Below are 25,194 nucleotides of genomic sequence, written 5' to 3' on the forward strand. Positions count from 1 at the left end.
ATTGATAACTGGCCCATTGGTTTTTTTGATGAATGGGACAATCAACTGGATAAATTATTATGGTAAATTTCTCTATTTTCAATGAACTGTCGTTACCACTGCAAGCACATACTGCACAGGCTAATTTATTTTTTGTTTTATCCACAAATGAACGACTGAATTTATGATCTTTACCTAAAATCTGTTCAGAAAATTCTAATACCTTGATGAGCTTATTTTTAAGAACATCTAGTTCATTTTTATTTTTCTTATCAATTGCTTCCATTGCAGAATCCAAAAATTCGTGCATGGTTGTAAATTCTATCGTTAATATTTTAAAGGCAATAAAGCGTAAGACGAGTTCTTGCCCAGCCATTCTTTTGTTAGATATGCCAACAATACGTTTGAAAATAGCATCTTCAACAAGTTCTGATAGGAACTTAACCCCGCTAGCAGAGACCTCACCATTGCCTTCTTGATTTAGTGCTTGTCTAATTTCCTGTGCATTCAAAGATAAGCCGCCCGTATTAATGCGATTGAAAATTGAATATCTGACTTTTTTTGGGGTTTGGGCTTCAATTTGATAGGTCACAAATTGAGTATCGTCAATGGTTCGCTGTAATGGCCTGTCTAAGTCTGTATATTTTTTTCCATTTAGATGAGTTAAAAACTCCAGGTTTTTTAATTTAATATCTTTTTTTACAAAAAATCGTTTTATTGTAGACAATCGTTGTAAGCCATCAACAACCAACCATTTGTCTGGATTACTGACATCAAAATAGAAGATGGGCAAGGGTAATTTTAATAAAACTGATTCAATTAATTTGCTCATTTTATTAATATCCCATAAATTGGCATGACGTTGAAAATCTGGACAAAGATCAATTTCATCATGTTCCAAGCGTTTGATTAAAGAAGGTAACAAGATAGTCGCATTAGTTATTTTTATATCTTTGGTGGAAAATGGGTTGGTAATATCTACATCATCTCTACCAATATCATCATCTGTTTGTTCAATAGCGTCTGTATTTGTCATTTTTGATTTTCTATTTCGTTAAAGACTTCTTTAAATAGTATCCATCAACCTACCACCAGCGACCTTCAACCCCAGTTGCATCAGTTCATCCCAGGTATTACCGGGTTCTATGCCTTTTATGATACGGTCAATGTAGAGGCTGTGTTGTAAGCATTGATACCAGTAATTCACTTGTGCAGAACGGGATAAGGCTTTTTTTAAGGGGGCCTGCTGCATTTTCCAGACCCGTAATTGGGAAAATACACTGTCCAGTGAGCGCCCCTGTTGTCTGGCAAGTGCCAACTGACATAAAATCTGGATTTTCTGTTCCAATAAACTGCTGATAAAAATGGCTTCTATGCCTTCTTGCTGTAATTTTGCTAACTGCCGCGCCACACGCCGCTGATTACCGCTTAATACCGTATCCAGCCATTCAAATACGCCAAAGCGCGCATGATCGGTGACAGCTTCTAAAATTTGCTGGGCATCAATTGTTTGTTGTGGATACAGCAGCGCAAGTTTTTCAATTTCTTGATTGGCTGCCAATAAATGCCCTTCACAGCGTTGTGCAATCAGGTTAATGGCATCGGCACTGGCTTTTAAGCCCTGTTTTTGCAGGCGCTGGGTAATCCATTGCGGTAAACGTCGGGCTTCTATAGGGTAGACGCTGAGAATTAAACCATTTTTATCAATGGCTTGATACCATTTGGTTTTTTGGTTGGCTAAGGATAATTTCCCGCTGCTTAATAATAATAAATGTTCTGGAGAGGGGTTTTGCAGGTATTGAACTAAGGTTTTTGCGCCTTCTTTCGATGGGCCTTTATCGCCTAAACGCAGTTCTAATATGCGCCTATCTGCAAACAAAGATAAATTAGCGGTTTCCTCAAGCAATAACGACCAGTCAAACTGCTTATCCACCACAAAAACACTGCGTTGGGTAAAACCCTGTGCGGTGGCAGACTGACGAATAGCATCCATGCATTCTTGTTTTTGTAACGGTTCTTCCCCTGCAATCAGGTAACAGGCGGATAAGGCTTTGTGTTGTAAATGCTGGTGCAGTTGTTCTGCTTTAATTTTCACAGTTGATACAGGCTTAATAAATGGGATGTGGCAATTTTCAGCTCATCAAAACTGTTGACGAAGATGATGCTCTGACATTCTCCTAGCAGCAAACTGAGTTCATTGCGCAGTTGGCGTCCGGCATTAACATAAGCCAGCAGGTGAGAATAGGCCATATCGCCCAGATGCCGCCTGAGCGTTTGATTATTAATCAGGGTGTCTCTGTCGCCCAGGCCAATGGGGGCAAAATTTTGCCCGTGGTTAAACCAGACGATACTGGTTCTGCCCAGACGGGCATCATCCATGATTTCCAGCATGGTAATGGCGGCAATCGTGGTTGAGGTAATCTCATAAATACGTAATTTAGCCTGGGCGCGTGCCAGCTTTTCATTGGGGCCATCAATGCCCCAGACGTATTCGCGCCCGTGGGTACTTGAATGTACCTGTGGGTCAAAATAAGACCAGTTTTGCGCGTCCAGCCATTGCGCCAAAGGATCGCGTCCAGGATTACGTGTTGGCCCACTGGTATCCTGAATATTACAGGCTCCCCCCGTAAATAGCAGAGGCACCGCGCCTTGCTCCATCATTTCTGAGGTCACCAGCATTCGATGTTTTTCTGACATAAAATTCTTACACCTTATAGCCGCATGGGCATGACAACATATTTAATTTCCATGGTATCTTCCGGTGTAATCAGGCAACCATTATTGCTGTTGGTAAAGTGTAATCTGACCATTTCAGTGTCAATCACGCTCAGTGCTTCCAATAAATAAGAAACATTAAAGCCCACCTCAAATGCTTCCCCGTCATAGGAGACATCCAATTCTTCTTCCGCTTCCCCATGCTCAGGGTTTTGTGCGCTGATATTCAGTTGATTGTGATCCAGGCTTAAACGCACGCCTTTGTGCTTTTCGTTGGATAAGATCGCAATCCGGCTCAGCACCTGCTTAAATAAAGCGCAGGGGATTTCCAGAATGTTATCGGCCTGTGCGGGTAATACGCCCTGATAATCAGGAAAACGCCCATCGATTAATTTGCTGGTCAATACTAAATTTGGCAACTCAAAGCGAATATGGCCTGCGGCAATATGAATCTGTACGGGTTCTTCGCTGTTTTCATCCAGAATTTTATTGCATTCCAATACGGCTTTACGGGGGATAATGATTTGTAATAAATCATCCAGTTCATGATGGGCTTCCTGGTTGGCTAATGCCAGACGGTGTCCATCGGTTGTCACAAAGTGCCGATAGGTAGGGGATAGCTCTAATAACAAGCCATTTAAGTAATAACGCACATCCTGTTGCGCCATAGCAAACTGAACCTTGTGAAACAGCGCTTTCAGTTGTTGTTGTGGCATTGCAAAACTGAAAATTTCATCAATGGTTTCGCTTTCAGGAAAATCTTCCGCAGGCAGGGTAGATAAGCTGAAGCGGCTACGCCCGGATTTTATGATGACACGATTTTCTTCATTTTCCTGATGAATCTGTATGCTGTTTTCATCGCCCAGTGAACGGCAAATATCAAATAGTTTCTGTGCGGACAGGGTTGTAGTACCATCCCCCTCTAAAGAAGATTCAATGGGTATAGTGCAGGCAATTTCCAGTTCTGAATCCGTTGCAGTCAGGTGTAGCCCGGTTGTTTCCACGCGCATTAAGACGTTGGCAAGAATGGGCATGGTTTGCCTGCGCTCAATAATACCCGTGACCATTTTTAAGGAGGGCAGCAGGTTTTTCCTGGAAATATCAACGTACATAGAGCATCCTGAATAAAAAAGTCCATAAACTTTTGATTATAGCGATTTTAATACAGGTTTGGTAATTTTTTATATTTCCCGCAGAGGCGCAGGGGTGCAGAGAAAAATTTGCAGAGGTTCTAAAATCTCTGTGCCTTTGCATCTTTGCGGGAGAAAGTTTGACAATTTGATGCTCAAGGCCGCTAAATGCTTTACGGATAACACCCCTTCGGCGGGGTGTTATCCGTTGGTTTTCCAGGCAATTAATTATCTGAAAGTCTATAGAATTCAGGTTAATTAAGATTTTATGTCAGTTAAATCTTATTACCAACAATCATCAGTGTCTTCGCCTGCGCCATTAACTGCACTTTTTTGGTTCCGGGAATTTAGAGCCAGACTGGCGCATTCTTTTTCATCATCTTTTTTCTGTGCACCCGTTGCAGTTGCTCTGATTGTAAAACCAGCAAGTAATGCGGCGGCATCTGGATCGGCTCCCCCGGAAACGGATTCAACTGTTAGTTTATAATGCTCATCCAATGAAAGCACATCACCACCAGGTGTAGGAATACTGCAAACCCCCTTGTGTTTACAAGCCAGGTCATTTTCCAAATCAGCTGTATAGGTATTACCTTTATTGGTATAAAAACTTTCCTGTAACTGTACCAGGGAAGTTAAGGCAACCTTAGCATCGACCCGCTTGGATTTAATAATGTACTGTTGAAATTGAGGAATGGCAATCGCCGTTAAAATACCAATCACACCTATCACTATCATAATTTCGATGAGGGTAAAGCCTCGTTGTTTGGTATGTTTCATATTGTTTAACCCGTATTAAAAACCCTCCAGGTATTTTTAATATCTGGAAGGCTTATATTATCCAAACTAAACAACCACCCGCTAAAAGACGGGTGGGTTAGAGCGTTTGGTGGCTGAAAGCCGAGATACAGGGCAGACAAGCCCTGTTGTTTAGCCCCAACGGGGCGCATTAATATAGCCAGGGGCAACGCCCCTGGAATTGTATCCGTGCCATTCACGCCCTGAAAGGGCAGATTAAAATATTACAATCATTTTAACCTGCCCTTTCAGGGCGCAAACGTGTCATTTTCTACCCTGGGGCGTTGCCCCAGGCTATATTAAAATACCCCTTTGGGGTGTTAGCGCTAAAACCCATATTTTAAGTTTTACCGTTAAACATTAGAGATAAATCTGTTCGTCTGAAAGGCAAAGGTTTTAACCTTGTGCATGGAAAATAAGGCTTTCTCAGCCTTGATATTGTATATTAGAGATGTTGCAGCGCAACATCTCTATGTTCCTTACTCCTGAATCCAGAAAATCTCGGTACCGGTTGCCTTAAATTGCAACGGACCGTCCTTGCCAATATTAAGCAAGCCTTCATCTGTGGATTTCAGAATATCCAGGCCACCGGTTTTATCCAGTAAACGTACAACACTGGGTGGAATGCCACTACCCGCATCTTCGGAACGATCAGTGTCTTCAAGGTTTTCATCATCACCAGGGTCATCATTATCTTCATCCAGATTTAATGCCGCACCACCATAACGAATATCAACGGCATAAATTTTACCCCGGCCTTCTGCAACAGTAGACTGGCAGATATCCGGGTTGGTATCCGTTTCATTAACGCCAGGTGGTACAAAAGTGCTGAAAAAGACAATGCCACTGACAGTAAAGGGTTGTGACAGACCTTTTTCACCGGCTTCTTTCAAATCAATAAACCAGCCATGTTTGTGGCGTAAGTCAGCTTGTTCAACATCCAGTTCAACTGTTGCTTCATCACCTTGCTGTAATACATTATCTGTTGCGTCATACAAGGCGTCAAAGGCATCATCTGCACCACCATTATCGCGACCATGGGTATAGGTGAAAATACGTGCAGGAGGCCTGCCCGTTTCTGATGATTTGGTTAACTCTGCCGTTGAAACTTGATCATTGGGTGGCAAGGAATCAAACACATAGCCCGTTTCGTCCATACGCGCATTACCAATTTCATTGGTATTGCCGGTTTTGGGTTCTTCCAGACCCTGCATCGCCCGATCACGCAATACGTAAAAGCGGTTCTGCACCTGCGTACTCAAAGGCGCAGCCCGGTAGCCGGAACTGATTAATACCATGTCAAAGTTATTATCTGCGGCATAGACCTGATCTTTAAGATGCACCACATCCGGTGGATAGAAGAAACGGCGCTGGTGCGCGGTTTTATCCGGGTTAGCCAGGATTGCCAAACGTGCGCCCAAACTATTATTGCGTCCACCGCTTGAAGTCAGCGGTTTAACATCAATACGCCAGACCTGACCCCCCATATCCCCGACATAAATGCGGTTGATAACACCATCACCGGTACGATCAATCAGTGCCAAATCAGAAGGAATAGAATAGTCCATGCCCTCCAGTTGCAAGTCTGCACTGCTGGTATCATCATTACCCACTTCCCACAGTTTGGCACCAGTTTTTGCATCAACAATGAATAAACCATTACCCATTGATGCCGTAAACTGATTTTGGACATTATCCTGAGTTGTGACATCATAACCGCCACCGAAGATGACAACATCTTTCTTTTGTCCATCATAATAAATCTGAGCGGGTTTTGGTTTTGACCAGGTTTGTCCCAGGTTAGCAAAGTCACCTGCCCCCCCCTTAATGGTCCACATCAATTTAGGTGTCTCAGGTACGGTGACATCCAGGGCATAAATATAACGCCCACCCCTGCGCGCACCGATAAACAAATAGACGGAATCACCATCTGCCTGTTCAATTTCACCATTACGATTTTTATCTTTAATCAGTACGGATGCGCCGCCATCAATGCCATAAATGCGTGCGCCTGAATTATTTCTTTTGAGTTCTTTTTGTATGGACAAGAACTCTTTAGGAATAAACATCCATTCTTCCGCACCAGTCCCGCTGTTTAACATGCGGATAGCGCCTTCATTGGTGGCGATGAAGACTTTTTTAGTTGATTTGTCATAGGTGACAACCTTAGGCTCAGTATGCAGCGGGTCACCAAAGCGCCATTCGCGGACACCGGCACTCTCGTCACCGTCAATATAACCCCGCACCCAGTTGATAATCTGATTTTTATCTGTTGTACTGCTTACGCCTAACATACTCGGGGTAATATCTTCATCATCTAAGTCGGTCAACTCGGTATTAGCAGCGATATTGGTATAGATTTTACGATCACCAGGTGCGGGAATCATGCTGCCCGCACCGCCTTTGGTGACAGTACCACCATCCGGGTCTGAGTTATTAGGATTCCAGAGGTCTATTGCAGACTCTAAAATATGGTCTTCTGCATCAGTGATTAAGGCATCTTGTTTATCTAATACATTACCGATGTCACAACCATTTACACCTCCCAGACATAGTTTGTATTTTTTGATATTACCGGACCAGCTTGCGTCTGTACTGGGTTTAAATAATGAGAAATAGATTTCTTCATCATTAAACAGTTTATTAAAAGCATTCACCGATAAACTAGGGGCGACGAAAGTGGCTCTTTCTTTTAATACTGCCTGTAAAATCTGGCGGAAGGCGTTAAGCAAATCTGTTGCATTGGAAGCATCATAGAATTTGCCCTGACCTGCATGTGCCCAGGCTCGCATATAGTCAATACCACTGCTACTGCCCACGCCAAAACCAATGGTATGGGTACGGACATTTTGTATACCGGGCAAGGTATCATCAAAGTCAGTCTCGGCAAGGTATTTTACAATATCTACGCCGCATTTCTCTTTGCTTGAAGTCAGGCTTTTGGTTTTAGTCCCCATTTCATCTGAAATCGTATAACTAGTCAGGCATTCACTGATTCCTGCCCATGATTTAATCTTATCTCGTGCGTAGGTTTGGCTGTGGTTTGCTGTACCATCTGTTAAAAATACAATAAAACTGGGTTGGCAGGCAGAAAATTCAGGCCTGTTATATAATGCCTCGGTATCAGCCCCCTCTAAATCGGAACAGGATTCATACCAATGCGAACTGTCTTTATAGGAACCTTCATCTGAATTGCTTGTACAATAAGTGCCGCAACTCCACTTTGAGCGTTCATTTAAGCTGCTGCAGATAGTTTCTCTGGAGCAGGATGTGCTATGGGTATGATAATTATCCTCTACCAAACAAGTGTTAGGTCTATAAATTGCACCACCCGTGTAGCTGTTGGGATGACTGACACCATTGGAGTCTGAATAACCCCGGCTATCCCCATAATAAACAGGTTTACCAAGATAATAAGCCGCACTTTCCATAATGGCAGGCACCAGTGGCGTATAACTATTTGGTTGTACGTTTGCGATCCAGTCCAGCAATACGTCACGTATAGGTTCTGCACTTTCCCCATAATGCGCGCCATAGCGTATGGTTAATGTTGCCGCTTCTCCTGGGCTATGTTCAAATGGTGTGATTTTGCGATGTGTGACACTTTCAGGCTGCACACCATCGTCACTGATAAATAAGGCCATGGCATCACCTTTTTGGTATGAGCCATTGTCCAGCATGTGATTGACCATATCAGTGACATCCAGCCGGTAAAGCTTGCCTACATCACTTTCTGTCAATAACAAAGGCTCTGGGTGCCAGTTTTGCAGATTGACGCTATCTGGGGTTTTGGTTCGTTTTCCCAGATCATCCTTGTTATCATTTCCTGTCTTGAAGTCTAATGCATGACCAATTTCACCACTGACTTTTAATTTCGGCCAGTTTGCTTCATTGTTCAGTTCCTCAGCATCAGCCAGATCGCTGCTGCTGTTAAAATACGGCGTCAGGATTAAATTTGCGCTGAGAATATTTTGACCGGAACTAAAAGGCATATCCATAAAACGAAAACCCTGCATACGTTCAGTTTTCAGATCATTGACAAAATTAGTTGTCATCACCAGGGATTTGCCAGTTTGATCGGTAAAGACAAAATTATCATTAGCACTGCCACCACGAATCAGGGTCTGTTCTGCATCATCATCTTTATGAGTGACTTTTAAGGTTGCCGTTTGGGTTACGCAGGCATTGGCCTTAACAGTTCTTACATCATACTCAACATGCAGTATTGCTGCTCTTCCTGATGCACCTTCATAAGACACTGCTGGACGTAAAGGTTCGCTGTCATTGGCAGCTTTCACAAAAAACGCCATACTATTGCCGCCACACCAGCCATCGGTTTTACCTAACGCACCCTGGTTTACTGCGCTTTGTACCAATTCCGAGACATCAACGGAATAAGTGGAGCCTGCATTCCAGTCTTGTGCGGAAGCATCCCAATCAATGGTTTCTAATATGGGACGTGCAGAGAGTTTTGCTGTTGAAGTGAAAGCTCTGGCATTGCCTGTTTCTTCCACGCTGACTTGGTATAAAGCATCACCGCTGGCATTAGCAGCGGCAGTGAACTCAATGGATGCGGACTTGATTGTGGCTTGTTGTGGCACTTCAACATCCTGGAAACGGAAACCCACCAGTTGATTTTGCTCAGGGTCGGTTGCTGTGCCGCCATTACCACCAGTACCGCCCGTGCCACCGGTACCGCCGGTGCCTGAAGTTGGCAGTTCCCAGCTTACTCGCAATACCGGTGCATTGCTGGAATGTCTCCTGCTGGAGTGCCATACTCGGTTGCCCTTATCGGCTGTATTTTTTTCGCGGATTAAAAATACGACAGCATTCGCATCAGGATCCCAACCTGGTTCAGTGATTACTTTTTCTATTAATGTACCGAGATTGGGACTGGTAAATTTTTTATCATCATCCCCGGTTTTACTTGCTGGTACGGGTTCCCACTCAACACTATCAGAATATACCTCGCGGTTAGAGAGGTTTTTTAATGAACTGCCAAAATAAGCGGGTCGGTCACTACTCACTTGTTTTTGAATCTGAATTTTCAAACCACTGAGTGAGTCATTTGTATTGTATCTGCCCGTACGTTGCTGGTTAGTGACTTCCAATGTTGCGGAGATATTAACCGCATTGGCTGGAATTGGCAGCTCCAGAAAACGTAAACCGACCACCGTATCATCAAGACAGCGATCCTGAGTTTCTTTGCAGTCACCATTTCCTGCATATAAATATTTCCATTTATTATTGCTTCTTGTTTCTACAAAACCCGGTGATTTATGATATCCGTCACTACTGCCGTGACCACCTGTTATATACTCTACCCGGTTATTATAATCTTGAGTAATTTTCTGTTCATATTCCGTGATATCACCACTACTGCTACCGCTACCGCTACCGCTACCGCTACCAACAGGTTTATTTGTTTCATAATTAGCTAAAATTTCTTCAGCAGACCATTTATTGGTATCAAAAATCAGTTCATCCATCAGACCATCAAACGCACTATAGCTATCTTCATGCTTACTGCCCACATACCAGGGTGTGTCACTATTTTCAATGGACATTGATGCGCTGCCTGATGCCTGTAAAATACCGTTGACATATAATTGCGATCCATTCTGATCGCCAGTAACAACCATATAAACCCATTCATATTCTAATTCGTTGTAATTCCTGTCAGTCGCAGTTATTTCGTCACCATTCTTATTTTCCCATCTCAGGCCACTGCTGCTTACTTTGATATTTGCTCCATCACTGCGCGAAAGCAGATAATAGTCTTCTCGATCACCGTCATAAATATTGCGATCCGAGTTATACCATAGACTAATAGTACCGGATGTTGTAAACAGCATTTCATCTTTCATGGGAATCTGGATGCGTCTGTCATCTTTAAATTCAGTCGCTTTTCCAATAATACCATCATCACTATATTGAGGTGTTACGGCGCTTTGACTGCGTCTTTCCAGCAATGTGCCTACATGTGAGGGATCCATGCTGTTGGCCAGGTTATCCTCAAACTGAAAATGGGCGGCATATAAAAAACTGCCATCAAGTTCATCAACACCGTCAGACTTGGTCATTTGTAAAATATTATCGTTCAGGCTTACTGTGCCAACCTGAGTGCCATCAAGTGCTTCTTCCGCATCATCTGCGGCACTACTGACTTGTGAACTGACTTTGCCAGCACTCTCATCCTGTGACAAAATTGTTGCCGGGCTGTCAATATTGGCAATGGGATAATCAATCGGAATATTGGGCTTTTTGGAGCTAGTGCCACTTCCATCGTTACCCGTAAAGGTGGCAAACCCAACATTGACATTTTTCATTTCCGTCAGCAGGGTTTGCAGCGCATAACGCAAATGCTCCATGCGACTACAGCCATTACCCGGTGGCACGCCATTTTCAAAGTCAACAAAACATTGGGAAGCGGCGGGTTTGCTTGAACAATTATGGTCGCCACTACAGGTTGTTTTAATCGCTTCATCAGGATCAATATTGGTTTTATGCCTTTTCCCATCTATCCACCACCCCATACTGCCCGAGCGGTCAAGTACAAACAATACATTGGGTACATCTTTACTGGATATTTCAACTACCTGCCCGCGATACAAATCCGTATCATCGGCATAAACGGGAATTGACAGGCCACTGAGCAGCCCGAGCAATCCTGCATATATTATTACCTGAAAGCGTTTCATTGCTTTTACTCCTTCCACAAGATAACGGTTGTTTTTTATAACATTTAAATCTGATTGTATCTTATTCAGCTTGTTTCAGACGCATATAACCACCACGCAGCCCCACTTCAGGCGTAAGGCAGACATCATCATCAGTTCTGTTGCCGCAACCAACTGAATATACCTCAAAGTAAGCACCAGTCAGCCCCGTCATGGAGCTACCTTCGGGTACCAAAAAGTCACCCTTATAACGTAATTCGGTAGATTTACTTTTGGCAGATACGTCCTTTCTGGGTATATTACTTTCTTCCAAATCAGACTCCCCAGTTGTTAGTAATTCCTCATAAGTATCCATGACATCTGCGCTACCTGTGGTATCCGCTATAATCGGTATGGCTGCCATTAAGCCGATTTCAGCTGTTTGCAGCGCCCAGTGTTGTTCACGGTCATTAGCTGCCAGACGGGTTTCAATAACTGTGCCTTCCATGGAGCTTACCCCCATTAGTGTCAGTACTACCAGAAAAACCAGTGCTACAATCAATGCTGCACCTGTTTGCTGTTTTGTAGTGGCAAGGGTTGGATAATAGACGGTGTTCATATTTATTGTCCCCAATTTCTAAGTTTAATCGTTGTGCTGACCAGACGCCGCAGACGATGATCATTGGGTGGGCCGTAACCGTCATCAGCAAATTGTGGATCCAGATTATTATAAGTATTAGTATCCGGTTCCAGTGCATTAAAACGCTCGTCCAGGGTACGCATCAGTAAGCTAACCCGGACGGCTTGGACTTTGTTCCAGAGGTTTAGAGTGTCAATTTCTGTTGCTGTCAGGTAACGCACACTGACTGGCACACCTACTGCGGCAGTATTTACGGCATAGAGTAATTGCATACTTTCCACGCCTTCTATCAATTCTTCAACCTCATCATCATCCTGAGCATTAAGGCTACAGGATAAGGTGGCACCTAATGCCTGTTGATCCCGACATAAGGAAAAACGTGTCTCTCCATTCTCAATAATGCTACCCACAAAATAGCGATAAGTATTAATACGGCGCAGTTCCGCGCCATAACTCATGCCTTTATTGTCATAAGTACGTATTAAACCTGAACTGTTGGAATCAAGGAGTTTCAGTTCCATGCCACCGGTTAAGGAATTCACTTCATAGATTTGACCAGAGCCACAATCGGATACCACAACCTGAACACCTATCTCAATATCTTCTGAACCCGGATAAGCAAACCTGGCATCATCATGTCCCACTTCTGTATATTTTAGTTTGTCCGTGCTGCTGCCGCGCCCAACCCGAAAGGGGGTTTCAGTAAGAGGGGCTCCATCTCTTATTGGGGAACAGTCATCCTCATATTTATCAATGCTATCATAAGGTGTGTTTCCTCCAAAAGAAACAAGGTCTTTACCATAAGGCTCATAAGGTGGACAATGCATAATCGAAAAAGCATTTTGTCCGGTTTCCAGGAAGGACAGACGTAATACGTCAGAATGATTTGCCGCAGCACCTTCATCATCTCGCCCGGCTAATATCTGAAAATCAGCAGGTGTATTGCTGGGTGGGACGCTACTGCACCCAAAATATCCCACCATGCGCAAATCCTTGCTCAGTATACTCAGCGCAATTCTGGCGCTTTGCTGTAACTGTGATAAATCTGTTTGCGTGTTATAGGCATATTTACTGCTGCGCATGATATTGACCACGCCAGCAAGTAATACCAGACTGATAACCATGGCAATCAAGATTTCAATCAGGCTTAAACCCTGTTGTTTTTGTATGCTGGCGTTCATAGATCCATTACCCAGATTTGTTTTCTTACTTTTGGTGTATCATCCTTATCACTGTCGCGCTGCGCGTCGGTCAGTGTCCATTGAATATTAATGATGTAACGCACTACCGGATTCTTGTCCTCAGCCCGGATAAACCCTGTACCACCCGGCAGGTTAGTTGCTAATGCGTTATACCACTGTCTCTGATCATAATCGCGTAACTCTTCAGCTGAACAGTCACTGTCTTTACCCACACAGTCTTTATTGCCGCCGGGGTTGCTGCTGATAACATAACCATTACCCGTCGCTTTAAGAATATCATTTTTTGCTATGGTCGGATTTAAGCGTATTCTATCTATGATGTCATAAGCCAGGTTGGTTGCCTGTCCAGTGACAAAAGCTTCACGGATAAATAATTGCCCTCTGGATTGTAAAGCGGCAATACCCAATAAGCCGATAGAAAGAATCAGCAGGGTAATCAACATCTCAATCAGGGTGAAGCCTGTTATATTTTTATGCTTTTGTTTCATGATTACAATCTCGGTTTTTATGAGCCTGTACATTGCGTTTTAGCGTCAGCATCATCAATCAAAAGGATACGCCCAAAACGGTTAACTTGCAGGTGTTTTCCGGTTTCCCCCTGGCGATTATCGCAAATATAAAACTCAATGAAGCGGAAGTTTTTATTAATACTTAAGCGTCCATCGCTACCGCTGAATGCCAGGGTTCTGCCTGATAAATTTTTATCATCGGTAATTTGTGCTTTTGCCTTGCTGGCATCTGCAATGCTTAGAGTATTATTATCATCATCAGTCATTTTAATTGTAGGGAAGTTATCGCCTTCTGCGGAATAATCAAATATTTTTAAAATCTCGCAACTATCATCTTCTCCATCATAGCTAAAATCTGAACCATCATCATTAGGTGCTTTATTTTTTTTATTTCTAGGTTTAGCCGGATTGGTACAACCACCATCTCTACGCCCATCTATCCAAACTGTCCAGCCTCTTGACCATTCATTATTACTAGCTCCCGCAAGCGTTGAATCCTTTTCAGGAATTGCCGTGACAAAAACATCCTGGTTACGGGTAATGGCTTCTGTTCTTGCCATATTCAGCGTGGCAACAAAATTATTGGTTTGCGTGGTTAAGCGACTATTTTTGACAAAATCACTCAGTTGCGGCAGGCCTGTTGTCACTAATATTGAAACAATTGCCAGCACAACCATAAGTTCAAGCAGGGAGAACCCGGATATCATTTTTATGTTTCTGTTCATTATTGAAAAGGCCTCTGACGGGTGAAGGTATTATCATCGTATATAATATTAAATGACAAATGCAATCTGTCCGTTTACTCAGGATAAACGGTTTTGCTCCACTGATTAGCGGGATTAATGGTTTATAGCTTACTGATAATATATTTTTATTATCTTTTTGACACTATTTTTTTGTGTTGTTTGTATTTTTTGGATAAGCGTAGCTGACCCGGATATGTCCCGCTAAATCCTGTTGTTGTTGGATATTGCTATAATGATATTGTTGCAATAAGGTCTTAATCGCTTCAGCCTGTTGCCACCCGTGTTCGACCAGCAGGCAGCCTTTGCCAGATAAATGTTTTGGTGCGCGGCGAATAATTTGCTTTAAATCAGCCAGGCCTTGTTGTGGGGATTGTAGCGCACTTAGTGGTTCATGGGCTACATCGCCTTGTTGTAAATGCGGATCATCGGCTGCGATATAAGGCGGGTTACTGACAATAATATCAAATTGTGCATTGCCGATGGCTTCAAACCAGTTGCCTAAGCGCCATTGAATTTGTCTTAAACCTAAATGCTCAGCATTTTCTTGTGCTTGTTTTAATGCTGCTGCGGAGTTATCAACACCAGTAATCTCCCACAGTGAAGATTCACTAGCCAGGGCTAAAGCGATTGCACCAGAGCCTGTTCCTAAGTCTAGTATACTGGCAGGTCGATTGCGGGATAATTGTGCAAGTATTAATTCAACCAGGGTTTCTGTGTCCGGGCGTGGAATCAAAACAGCGGGGGATACTTTTAAATCTAATGACCAGAATTCCCGAGAGCCTGTCAGGTAGGCAACGGGTATCCCGCTTGCACGCTGTTGTATTAAGTTTTGATAATCCTGCCAAATTTGTTGCAGTAGTATTTTTTCAGGCCAGGCATATAAACTGCTACGAGTTTTTCCGGTAACATGGCATAACAGCACTTCAGCGTCCAGGCGTGGCGTTTCTGAATGTGTCAGGCTATTGCGTGCATACTGTAATGCCATTTGAATAGTGACAGTTTGTTCTGGGTCTAGCATTCGGATTTAACCTTGGGTGTTGAGTATTGGAAAAAGTTAAGCGTAATTTTTTATATCTCAAAAGTGTAAAAAATGTACCTTTGCATCATATCAGTCAATTAAGCAGTGTGCGAAAATAGAAAATTGCTGGCACATTTTTTTATATTGATCTATAGTTAGCTATAAAGGTTAATGTAAAATCACATGAATTTATTGTAATTAACTGTTTTTATTGGAAAATGATGTGGGATTATTTAGAGCGACACAAACTTCCCTGGTTGGTATAGACATTAGTTCAACAGCGGTTAAATTGTTGGAGCTTAATCGCGTGGGTAAAGGTGGTAAAAGTTATCGCGTTGAAGCCTATGCCGTTGAACCACTCCCGATGAATGCGGTTGAAGATAAGGCGATTAAGGATGTTGAAGCGGTGGGTGATGCCATGCGGCGCGTTACCAAGCGCGCGGGAACTAAGCTGTCACACTGTGCTGTTGCCGTTGCAGGTTCTGCCGTCATCACTAAAACCATTCAGATGCCAGCAGATTTATCGGATGCGGATATGAGCGCTTCCATTGAAATGGAATCTGAACAATATATTCCTTATCCCAGTGATGAGGTGAATCTGGATTATGAAATTCTGGGGCCGAGTGAAAATAACCCGGATGAAGAAGTTGATGTGCTGTTGGCTGCTTCTAAAAAAGAGATTATTGAAGATCGTATCGCCGCTGTGGAAATGGCAGGATTTAAGGCAAAAGTGGTTGATGTTGAATTATTTGCATTGGAAAATGCTTTTACACTGCTGGCGCAAACTGATCCTGAAATTGACAGTGAAGATACTATCGCGCTGGTTGATGTTGGCGCAACGGTAATGACTTTTAGTGTGTTGCAAAATCTGAAAATTATTTATACGCGTGAGCAGAGTTTTGGCGGTAATCAATTAACCGAGCAGATACAGCATCGCTATGGATTGAGCTACGAAGAAGCCTCTATGGCAAAACGTACGGGGAATTTGCCGGAAGATTATGAAGATGAATTATTAGAGCCATTTAAAGAAGCGATGGGTCAGGAAGTCAGCCGTGCAATACAATATTTTTATAATGCAGGTATTTCCGGCAATATTGCACATACGGTATTAGCCGGTGGTTGTGCCTCGATTCCTGGTGTGGTGGAAACGATTAGTCATAAGGTGGGTGGGCATGTCACGTTGGCTAACCCGTTTGCCAGCATGTCAGTTGCCGCTGGCGTCAACAAAAAAAATCTGATGAATGATGCGCCAGCGCTGATGAATGCATGTGGTTTGGCATTACGTAGTTTTGATTCTATTAAGTAAGAGTGACTGAGCATGGCGCATATTAATCTACTTCCCTGGCGTGATGAACTTCGCAAAGAGCGGGAAATTCGTTTTGGTCTTTATACCGGGATTGCTGTTGTTATTACTGCACTGATTTTTCTGGCAGCTTATACTTATGTCGAAAATTTGCGGGCAAATCAGCAGGCACGTAATGATTATTTAAATCAACAGATAAAACTGGCAAATAATAAAATTAAAGAGATTGAAGCCCTGGAAAAACGCCGTGAAGGTGTAAAAAAACGTATTTCTGTTATTCGTAAGTTGAATGATAGCCGCCCTCAAATTGTACGTTTGTTTAATGATTTATCCAGTACCTTGCCCAATGGCGTATTTTATAAAAATATTAAACAAAAAAATAATGCTATAGATATGGATGGTGCGGCTCAGTCTAATGCCCGTGTTTCAAGTTTAATGAATCGTATTAATAGTTCTGACTGGCTGGAAAAGTCAACCTTGAATCTGGTGCAAAATAATGAGCAGCCCATTGAAAAAGGTAAAAAATCACGTTCATTTAAGTTGTCGGTTAGCATGAAAATACCACAACCTGAAGACAAGGATAAAGAGTGATTCTCAAGCTGATACAGGCTGAAACTCAGGATACTAAACATGACTTTAGATGATCTTAATAATCTTGACCCCCAGCAGTTTGGTAATTGGCCTATTCCTGTTAAAGGCATTATCATTGCGTTGTTATGTGTTGCTTTATTAGGTGCTGGCTATTGGTTTATTACCAAGGAACAGTTAATCAAACTAGACGGCTTAAAAAATAAAGAAGTCAGTCTGAAACAGGAGTTTACCAGAAAACAAAAACGTGCAAATACTTTGCAACAGCTAAAAGATCAACTGGCTCAAATTGAAGAGATTTTTGGTGAATTACTGAAACGTTTACCTAAAGAGGCAGAAGTGCCTGAGTTATTACGCCAGATTTCCAGTTATGCACAATCAAATAATCTGGATGTGAAATATTTTAAGCCAGAACGTGAGCGTAGCGGTAGTGATGCATTTTATAAAGAACTCCCTATCACTATCCGTTTGCAGGGTAGTTATCATGCATTAGGTCAATTCAGTGCAGATATTGCCAGAATGGAGCGTATTGTGACGCAACATAATATTTCAATTGCCCCCGTAGCCAAAACTGCGGGAGAGTTATTGATGAGCACGACTGCAAAAACTTATCGTTACAAAGAGGATGAAGAGGAAAAATGAATAAGCCACTGTCTGTTTTACAGCATAGTTTATGGCTGATTGCTGTTTTACTCCTTTTATCTGCTTGTGCAAAAACTGATCTCCAGGATTTAGAAGCCTTTGTTGCTGAAAAAAAAGCTGAAAAAAATATTGCCCTGCCTAATTTACCAGAGTTTCCTCCGGAGCCTGTTGTACTTTACACAGGTAAAGATCATCCTGATCCTTTTAAGAGTTTTGAGAAAAGCAAAATAAAACGTTCCTCGGATTTAAATTTGCTAGGGGATGAGGATGAAAAACCAGAGTGTCGGCCACCAGTTCGGCATAATCAACTACGACCATTGGAGAAATTTCCTCTGGATGCTTTAGTGTTGGTAGGCTCTTATCAGGAAGAGGGTGAAATATGGGGGTTGGTTTTAGATCCCGGTCAAAAACTTCATCAAGTACAGGTTAATGAAATGATAGGGGAAAACTTTGGCAAGATTATTGATATTTCTGCCACATCACTTGAAATTATCGAATTGATAGAAGATAACAATGGCTGTTTTGAAGAACAACAGCGCACTTTGAAAGTAAAAAGAAAATAGCCCAACTGTCATTTTAACTCAGTGGGAGGGAAATATCATGAATCATAAGCCAATGACATTTTTATTGTCAGTTTTATCTTTTTTAATGCTGACTACGCTGCTACATGCAGCACCCGTGCAGCTCAATGAAATCAATTATTCCTTATTGCCTGGGAATCAATTGGAAGTCTCTTTAAAGTTTAACGGTAATGCCGTTATACCCCAGCATTTTCCTATTGATAACCCACCGATGATTGTGATGGATTTTCCTGGCGTTGTGCTTAAAGCGGAAAAATATAAAAAAATCAAAGTGGGCATGGTCAATGAGATTAATGCAGTAGAAGCGCATCAGCCACAGCAACGCTTAAGAGTGGTGATTAATTTAATCCGGGCAACGCCTTATGAAATTTTCCAGTCAGGTGAGCGTCTGATAATTTCTTTAGGGCAGGATGTCAAAGCAACGGGCGTTGTTCATCAGCAATCAACCACGCCTGTGGCCTCAAGTCAGGCAGAATCAATGCAGTCTGCACCAGCATTGATAAGCCCTGATACTTATGCCGAACCCAGTATTAAACATATTGATTTTCATCGTAGTGAAGATGGTGGCGGACGTGTGATTGTAAAGTTATCTGATCCACATGCTGAAGTGAATATGCGCAGAGAAGGCCGTAATGTTTTAATCGACTTTGAAGAAACTTTGTTGCCTGAACGACTTGACAGAAAGCTGGATGTGAAGGACTTTGCAACGCCAGTGATGTCGATTGATAGCCAGCAGATTGGGCGAAAAACACGTATAGCTATTGCCAGTAATGGTAATTTTGAGCATTTTGGTTATCAGACAAATGATCTTTATACACTGGAAGTTAAGCAGAAAGTGGAAGATCCCGGAGAAGAACTGACCATTGATACCAAAAAATATACGGGTAAACGTATTTCTTTTAATTTTCAGGAAATTGAAGTTTCAGCAGTATTAAACCTTTTGGCTAATATGCAGGGTTTTAATCTGGTGACTACCAATGATATCAAGGGTAAAAAGATTGCGCTGCGATTAAAAAATGTACCCTGGGATCAGGCCTGGGATATTATTTTAGAAAGTAACGCTTTGGGTTATGAAGAGTTGGGTAATGTACGTTCGGTTGATTTGAAATCCCGTCTGGATGAACGCCGAAGGGAGCAGTTGGAAGCCAGTAAACAGATTAAAGAACTGGAACCCTTACGCACGGAATTGATTCAGATTAATTATTCCAAAGCGGAAGATCTTAAAACCTTATTACAAAAACGCACGACGGGTTCTTCAGACACTGGCTATTCATTTTTATCTTCACGGGGTAATATTTCCGTAGATGATCGCACCAATAAACTGCTGGTGCAAGATACTGCGGATAAAATTTCAGATATTCGACGCTTGATCTTAAAATTGGATCGCCCGGTGCGCCAGGTATTAATTGAGTCCAGAGTCGTGATTGCCAATGATGACTTTGCCAAAGATTTAGGTGTCAGGTTTGGTCAGGCCAGCAATGCGACCTTTGGGTCTAATGATGAGTGGGGTATTACAACCGGTAGATATTCAACCGATGGGACTGCTGCTGCTGCTGCACCAGGTATAGGTAATTTTCTGGTGGATTTACCTGCACAACCGGCGGAAGGTATACCTGCTATTTTTGGGTTAGCTGTGGGCAAGGTCGGTTCTTATTTATTACAACTGGAATTGAGTGCGTTGCAAAGTGAAGGGCGCGGACAAATTGTATCCAGTCCCAGAATCATTACGGCCAACCAGAAAAAAGCCACAGTCACCCAGGGCGTTGAAGTGGCGGTGGCCGGTACGCCCGCACCAAATGCCGCAGCAGTGCCAACCTTTAAAGAGGCTGTTTTGGAGTTGGAGGTTACACCACAAATTACGCCAGATGATCGGGTAATTATGGATTTGAAGATCACTAAAGATAACCCAGAACCCGGCGCGGTAGCAGGTAATTTTCAACGCCGTAGTTTGGAAACCCAAGTCTTGGTTAATAATGGGGAAACGGTTGTTTTAGGTGGTGTGTATGAGCAAACGATTAGTAATAACTCGCGTCGTATACCATTCTTAAGCAATCTGCCTTTGATTGGTGTGCTGTTTAAAAATAAAAAAACAGGTAATTCAAAAAAGGAATTGCTGATTTTTGTAACCCCTAAAATTCTGCAAGATGCTTCAACGTCATCCTAAGGAGCGAGAATTTTATAACTTCAGAAACCTGGCTGGTCTTTTTCTCCATTTTCTGTGTTGTGAAAATAGTTACATAGCTTGCTATGCGCCTGTTTTCACGCCTTGAAAATGAATAAAAATCCTGTGCCCAGTTTCTGCATTTATTTCATCCTTACTCCTAAAGCATCTGTCATAAGTAATTTTTAATTGTATCAAAACACATAACATGAGATGTGAGCAGTTTTCAGATGCGTAGCAGATGAATAACACTTGTGTTGAATTTAGTAAATAGAAAGAGGAACTATGCATGTATAGCATTGCACGTAACTGGCTATTGGTGCTGCTGTTTGCAGCTATGGCTGGCTGTAGCGGGGGCGGGGCATTTACACCGGCAACCGAAGGTGATACTACGACTGGCTTGCCAGTTGCCGGTGGCACTGATACCCGGGAGACTGCGACAGTCGAAGCCAGAGGTACATTTATCCTGCCTCCTGGCGTAGACAGTACCGAAATTGCGATTGTGACGCTGGATGAGGGTGGTGGCCCGGTACCTAATGTTACACTGGCAGCTTCAGTGACGGGTGTAGGGACGGTTGATAATGCTAATCCAGTCACGGGACTTAATGGTGAAGCGATAGTCAAAGTGAATAGAACGGGCGATGGCGAAGCCATTTTAACTGTTGCCACGGTGGTATCTTCCGGTACTGTCGGCGTGAAAGGTTCCATCTTTTTTGGTGCTGTAGTGAGTGCTAATCTGGTCAATAATGGGCAGGTTGCTGATGGTCAGTCTGAAGTAACCGTGCAGGTACGGGCTCAGGATGCTTCCGGTGCGCCTTTAGTGGCTATTCCTTCTTCACTTTCATTTTCTCCTGGCTCCTTTGCAATCCCTGTTAGTCAGGTGACAGAAACCGATCAAAATGGTTTGTTTGTTGTCGGTATTACGAATACAGTACCTTATGATGCAACGGAAATTACCCCGATTATTGGTGGTTATCGCGTAGAACCAGCATTAACTCCCACGTTTGTTCCAAGTCCAAGCAGTGGCAGCATCCCGCCAGTTACGCTGGACTTGATTGTGGCTAACAGTCCGGCGGCGGCAGATGGTTCAACGGAGATTCAGTTGATTGTGATTGCGCGTGATAGTACAGGTGCACCACTTTCTGATGTTAGTGTCAGCCTGAGCAGTAGTTCGAGTACAGCGGTATTAGCCAATGTGGTGGGTACAACCGGTTCTGAAGCCAAGTTTGAAACTTCCATCAGCAATACAGTGGAAGAAAATGTCACAATTACCGTAACCGCGCCGAATCTTTCTGCACAAACCACTGTGCAATTTCGTAATGACAGCACGGTTACGCTGGATTTGGTTGTGGCTAACAGTCCGGCGGCGGCAGATGGTTCAACGGGGATTCAGTTGATTGTGGTGGCGCGTGATAGTACAGGTGCACCACTTTCTGATGTTGGTATCAGCCTGAGCAGTAGTTCGAGTACAGCGGTATTAGCCAATGTGGTGGGTACAACCGGTTCTGAAGCCAAGTTTGAAACTTCCATCAGCAATACAGTGGAAGAAAATGTCACAATTACCGTAACCGCGCCGAATCTTTCTGCACAAACCACTGTGCAATTTCGTAATGACAGCACCAATGCCACGGTTTCCAGCATACGTACAACGCTGGCAGGCAATAATAGTTATGCCAATGGTAAAGATGCCGCTATATTAACTGTGGAAGCCTTAAACAGTGAAGGGATTGCGGTAACAGATGCCGATGTGGCCTTTAAAATTTCCAGTCCAGATTTAACCATGAATTCAGAGACGGGTACGACTACGGGCGGACGTTTTACTTCGCAGTTAACCAGTGCTCAAGCAGGTAGCTATACTGTAACGCCGATTGTGGGTGGGATTTTGTATACAAATCAGGCGCAAACTATCAACTTTATTGCTATCGGTGGTGAAGTGTCACCGGTCAGCAGTATAGAGATTAGTGCCGACACCCTCACTCAGGTTGCGGATGGTTCATCTTCTGTTAATCTCACGGCGATTGCAAGAAATGCGAACAACACCCCAATCAAGGATGTGAATATTTATTTAACCTCTACTTCGGGTACGGCCTTGCTTGGTACTTCAACTGGTACAACCGGAGAAAATGGTGCATTTCAGACCACGTTGAGTAATACCCAGATTGAACTCGTTACCATTGGTGCATTTACCGATAATTTTACTAATCCTGGTAATACGCATTTAATCAAAATTGAGTTTACGCCAGCACAGGACAACTCGGGTGCTGAACCAACAGATATACGTCTGGATATTGAAAATAATAATGCCCAGGCAAATGGAACAGATAAGATTGCGCTGCATGTGGTGACTTTTGGTGAAAACGGTATCCGTTTACCGGGTGTGACAGCAAGTTTTGAGATTCAGGAAAAAGCCAATGAAACCCCGCCCTTGTTTGTTTTTGATGGCCCTTCTTCAGACCTTACTAATGATAATGGTGTATTTACCGCTTATCTCACCAGCACAACGCCGGGAACCATTTTAATCACAGCTAAGGGTAATAACACAGATGATGATGAGGTTAAAGAAGTGACCTTTAGTGAGGCCACAACTGATCGCCCAGCACAATTAATCCTGTTGGCCGATAGTGTTGAACTGCAATCTGATAATACCGCTGAAGGCGTTGTTCTAACTGTGCAACTGAAAACCGGGGGGAATAATCCGTTTCCAAATCAAATAGTAAATTTCAGCGCCAGTTCCGGTGTGATTCAACCCATCCCTGCCAGCGATGGAGATACTGCCGGGGTGAGTAATGCCACTGGTTTGGTCAAAGCACGTTTGACAACCGGAGGCGATCCTGCAAACCGTGATATTCAAGTCATGGCTGTTGTTGATGGTGAAGCCGCTTGTACTGCCGCTGATAAGGATAGTCACCCCTTATGTGATATTGTAGATATTAAAGTGGTGGGGACTCAAATCACTATAGATGGCCCTGAAAACATTGGGCAGGATACAAATAATGCTTATACATTGACCCTTTCAAATGCCAATGGACAGGGTATTGCAGATAAAACATTGACTATTGCCTTAAAATCAGGTTCTAGCAACAGTTTGGATCAGACATCAGTTAATACTGATTCCACCGGTAAGGCTACTGTTATTTTAACGGTACCACCAGCACAAACAGATACTACGGAAACCCTGACGGTTGCAGGCATTAATGCCAATGCAAGCAAATCAGTGGATATTTCTACGGATGAGTTTTCTGTCACCCTGGATGCCAATACAGATGCCAACCTGATTACTTTGAGCAAGCCGGCAATATTTACAATTGATTGGCCGCAGGGTGCTTTGGGAACAGTTGTAATTTCTACAACACGCGGTCTGGTGAAAAAATCTGGAGGAGACCCTAATGATCCGAATGCTTGTGATACTTCTCAAGCCGATTGGCGCTCAACACAAGAAGTCGTTTTAACGCCACTGGGAGGAGGGAATTTCACTGTTTGCTCTGATAACCCGGGACATGCTGCCATTACAGTGAATGCAGTGAATGGCCCAAGTATGGAATTTGCGCTTAATTTTGTTGCAGAAAATCCGGACAAGATTAGTTTACAGGCCAATCCAAGTACCATTAGCACAAACTCCCCCGGTTCTGAAAGTGAAAGCATGGAAATTATTGGCATTGTGCGTAATGCAGAGAACAGCGTGGTCGCAAATGCTACAGTCAGTTTTACGGTAAATGACAATACAGGGGGGTATATGTCACCACCTGTTGCTGTAACCGATCAATTTGGGCGGGTGACTGCTTCTTATATTGCCGGCGGAATACCGAGCGCTTTTGAAGGTGTGGAAATTACAGCTAATGTGAATAATAGTTCTGCGCAAGATACGATTAAAGTGACCGTGGGGAAACGCAGTGTATTTATTTCTCTGGGTACGGGTAATGAGATGCGTGAGCATACTGAGCATACAACAACCAGTTATGAACGCCCTTATACCGTTTTTGTGAATGATGCCAATGGTGCAGCAATGGCTGATAGGGAGGTCAACTTAAGTATTATTCCTTTATATTATGCTAAGGGGTGGTATGTTTTAGATATCACAGGAGAGTATTGGGTGCCAACAGGGCTTTATGAGCCACCCGATGGTCTTTCTCCTACGTCTTGTTTGAGTGAAGATATCAATAATAATGGTATTCTCGACTCTGGTGAAGATATCAATAATAATAGTAGACTCGATCCCGGTAACCCATTCCTGTTACCGGATACGGTCACAACCGATGCGAATGGGATGGCGACTTTTAATATTACTTATGCACAGGAATATGCCAACTGGGTAGAAGTTAATTTGATTGCTCGCACTGTAGTATCTGGTACAGAAAGTAGTGCTATCGTCAAATTTACACCTGGCGGGATTGCTTCTGACTTTGCAGTGAGTAACTCTCCTCCAAGCAGAGATGGCGGTTCTCCCTTTGGTAAGGTGCAGAATGATTGTACTAATCCTGACTAATTACCTAAGTCAGATATAATTTCATAAAAGGGCAGATGCATGA

17 protein-coding genes and 1 pseudogene are annotated in these 25,194 nt (G+C 43.0%); 7 read left to right on the forward strand and 11 right to left on the reverse strand.

Annotation, left to right across the window (positions count from 1 at the left end; all coding sequences use genetic code 11):
- The first annotated feature begins 15 nt into the window (after window positions 1-15).
- Entirely contained in the window at window positions 16-66 is a 51-nt protein-coding gene (locus tag QUF61_RS18255; protein ID WP_407080064.1) for a hypothetical protein, read from the forward strand.
- A 457-nt stretch (window positions 67-523) separates the two neighbouring features.
- Here the strand turns inward: QUF61_RS18255 and QUF61_RS18260 are convergent.
- The 11 genes and pseudogenes from QUF61_RS18260 to prmC all read right to left on the reverse strand — a co-directional run.
- A pseudogene (locus QUF61_RS18260) lies at window positions 524-1,015 on the reverse strand (DUF262 domain-containing protein); the annotation flags it as partial.
- Between the two features lie 30 nt (window positions 1,016-1,045).
- Window positions 1,046-2,074 carry a DNA polymerase III subunit delta gene (gene holA, locus QUF61_RS15145; RefSeq protein WP_289682459.1) on the reverse strand — a complete coding sequence of 343 codons (1,029 nt, stop codon included), beginning with the start codon at window positions 2,072-2,074 and terminating at the stop codon, window positions 1,046-1,048.
- A complete protein-coding gene (locus QUF61_RS15150) occupies window positions 2,071-2,676 on the reverse strand; it encodes a hypothetical protein (protein WP_146066476.1) in 606 nt (201 codons plus the stop codon). The genes holA and QUF61_RS15150 overlap by 4 nt, the downstream gene beginning before the upstream one ends.
- 14 nt (window positions 2,677-2,690) lie before the next feature.
- A complete protein-coding gene (gene dnaN / locus QUF61_RS15155) occupies window positions 2,691-3,806 on the reverse strand; it encodes a DNA polymerase III subunit beta (RefSeq protein WP_289682460.1) in 1,116 nt (371 codons plus the stop codon).
- Between the two features lie 303 nt (window positions 3,807-4,109).
- Window positions 4,110-4,601, reverse strand: coding sequence for a type IV pilin protein (locus QUF61_RS15160; protein ID WP_320416061.1), 492 nt, complete (start codon window positions 4,599-4,601; stop codon window positions 4,110-4,112).
- 497 nt (window positions 4,602-5,098) lie between these two features.
- A complete protein-coding gene (locus tag QUF61_RS15170; RefSeq protein ID WP_289682461.1) occupies window positions 5,099-11,320 on the reverse strand; it encodes a LamG-like jellyroll fold domain-containing protein in 6,222 nt (2,073 codons plus the stop codon).
- A gap of 61 nt (window positions 11,321-11,381) precedes the next feature.
- A complete protein-coding gene (locus QUF61_RS15175; RefSeq protein WP_289682463.1) occupies window positions 11,382-11,897 on the reverse strand; it encodes a pilus assembly PilX family protein in 516 nt (171 codons plus the stop codon).
- A gap of 2 nt (window positions 11,898-11,899) precedes the next feature.
- A complete protein-coding gene (locus tag QUF61_RS15180; RefSeq protein ID WP_289682465.1) occupies window positions 11,900-13,099 on the reverse strand; it encodes a PilW family protein in 1,200 nt (399 codons plus the stop codon).
- Window positions 13,096-13,608, reverse strand: a complete 513-nt coding sequence (pilV, locus tag QUF61_RS15185) for a type IV pilus modification protein PilV (protein WP_289682466.1) — start codon at window positions 13,606-13,608, stop codon at window positions 13,096-13,098. The genes QUF61_RS15180 and pilV overlap by 4 nt, the downstream gene beginning before the upstream one ends.
- 17 nt (window positions 13,609-13,625) lie before the next feature.
- The gene (locus tag QUF61_RS15190; RefSeq protein ID WP_289682467.1) at window positions 13,626-14,336 is read right to left on the reverse strand and encodes a GspH/FimT family pseudopilin; all 711 of its coding nucleotides are present in this window, start codon (window positions 14,334-14,336) and stop codon (window positions 13,626-13,628) included.
- Window positions 14,337-14,517: 181 nt separating this feature from the next.
- Window positions 14,518-15,393 carry a peptide chain release factor N(5)-glutamine methyltransferase gene (prmC, locus tag QUF61_RS15195; RefSeq protein ID WP_286018945.1) on the reverse strand — a complete coding sequence of 292 codons (876 nt, stop codon included), beginning with the start codon at window positions 15,391-15,393 and terminating at the stop codon, window positions 14,518-14,520.
- A 223-nt stretch (window positions 15,394-15,616) separates the two neighbouring features.
- On the opposite strand from prmC, the gene QUF61_RS15200 reads away from it, so the two are divergent.
- The 6 genes from QUF61_RS15200 (at window position 15,617) to QUF61_RS15225 (ending at window position 25,151) form a co-directional block, all read left to right on the forward strand.
- Window positions 15,617-16,699, forward strand: coding sequence for a pilus assembly protein PilM (locus QUF61_RS15200; RefSeq protein ID WP_103918993.1), 1,083 nt, complete (start codon window positions 15,617-15,619; stop codon window positions 16,697-16,699).
- A gap of 12 nt (window positions 16,700-16,711) precedes the next feature.
- Window positions 16,712-17,287 carry a PilN domain-containing protein gene (locus QUF61_RS15205; protein ID WP_289682469.1) on the forward strand — a complete coding sequence of 192 codons (576 nt, stop codon included), beginning with the start codon at window positions 16,712-16,714 and terminating at the stop codon, window positions 17,285-17,287.
- Window positions 17,288-17,326: 39 nt separating this feature from the next.
- Entirely contained in the window at window positions 17,327-17,926 is a 600-nt protein-coding gene (locus QUF61_RS15210; RefSeq protein WP_289682470.1) for a type IV pilus inner membrane component PilO, read from the forward strand.
- Window positions 17,923-18,489 (forward strand): pilus assembly protein PilP, encoded by a 567-nt coding sequence (locus tag QUF61_RS15215; protein WP_289682471.1) that lies wholly within the window; start codon window positions 17,923-17,925, stop codon window positions 18,487-18,489. The genes QUF61_RS15210 and QUF61_RS15215 overlap by 4 nt, the downstream gene beginning before the upstream one ends.
- 37 nt (window positions 18,490-18,526) lie before the next feature.
- Window positions 18,527-20,671 carry a type IV pilus secretin PilQ gene (locus tag QUF61_RS15220; protein WP_289682473.1) on the forward strand — a complete coding sequence of 715 codons (2,145 nt, stop codon included), beginning with the start codon at window positions 18,527-18,529 and terminating at the stop codon, window positions 20,669-20,671.
- A 286-nt stretch (window positions 20,672-20,957) separates the two neighbouring features.
- Entirely contained in the window at window positions 20,958-25,151 is a 4,194-nt protein-coding gene (locus QUF61_RS15225; protein ID WP_289682474.1) for a beta strand repeat-containing protein, read from the forward strand.
- Window positions 25,152-25,194: the final 43 nt, after the last annotated feature.

Origin of the sequence: Candidatus Venteria ishoeyi (assembly GCF_030378065.1) — a bacterium.
Lineage (GTDB): Bacteria > Pseudomonadota > Gammaproteobacteria > Beggiatoales > Beggiatoaceae > Venteria > Venteria ishoeyi.

Coding starts and splice junctions, on each gene's coding strand:
- dnaN (WP_289682460.1), bottom strand. CDS start 3,806: ATGTACGTTGATATTTCCAGGAAAAACCTGCTGCCCTCCTTAAAAATG.
- QUF61_RS15210 (WP_289682470.1), top strand. CDS start 17,327: ATGACTTTAGATGATCTTAATAATCTTGACCCCCAGCAGTTTGGTAAT.
- QUF61_RS15215 (WP_289682471.1), top strand. CDS start 17,923: ATGAATAAGCCACTGTCTGTTTTACAGCATAGTTTATGGCTGATTGCT.
- QUF61_RS15170 (WP_289682461.1), bottom strand. CDS start 11,320: ATGAAACGCTTTCAGGTAATAATATATGCAGGATTGCTCGGGCTGCTC.
- QUF61_RS15175 (WP_289682463.1), bottom strand. CDS start 11,897: ATGAACACCGTCTATTATCCAACCCTTGCCACTACAAAACAGCAAACA.
- QUF61_RS15225 (WP_289682474.1), top strand. CDS start 20,958: ATGTATAGCATTGCACGTAACTGGCTATTGGTGCTGCTGTTTGCAGCT.
- QUF61_RS15220 (WP_289682473.1), top strand. CDS start 18,527: ATGAATCATAAGCCAATGACATTTTTATTGTCAGTTTTATCTTTTTTA.
- QUF61_RS15160 (WP_320416061.1), bottom strand. CDS start 4,601: ATGAAACATACCAAACAACGAGGCTTTACCCTCATCGAAATTATGATA.
- pilV (WP_289682466.1), bottom strand. CDS start 13,608: ATGAAACAAAAGCATAAAAATATAACAGGCTTCACCCTGATTGAGATG.
- QUF61_RS15150 (WP_146066476.1), bottom strand. CDS start 2,676: ATGTCAGAAAAACATCGAATGCTGGTGACCTCAGAAATGATGGAGCAA.
- QUF61_RS15205 (WP_289682469.1), top strand. CDS start 16,712: ATGGCGCATATTAATCTACTTCCCTGGCGTGATGAACTTCGCAAAGAG.
- QUF61_RS15180 (WP_289682465.1), bottom strand. CDS start 13,099: ATGAACGCCAGCATACAAAAACAACAGGGTTTAAGCCTGATTGAAATC.
- prmC (WP_286018945.1), bottom strand. CDS start 15,393: ATGCTAGACCCAGAACAAACTGTCACTATTCAAATGGCATTACAGTAT.
- QUF61_RS15190 (WP_289682467.1), bottom strand. CDS start 14,336: ATGATATCCGGGTTCTCCCTGCTTGAACTTATGGTTGTGCTGGCAATT.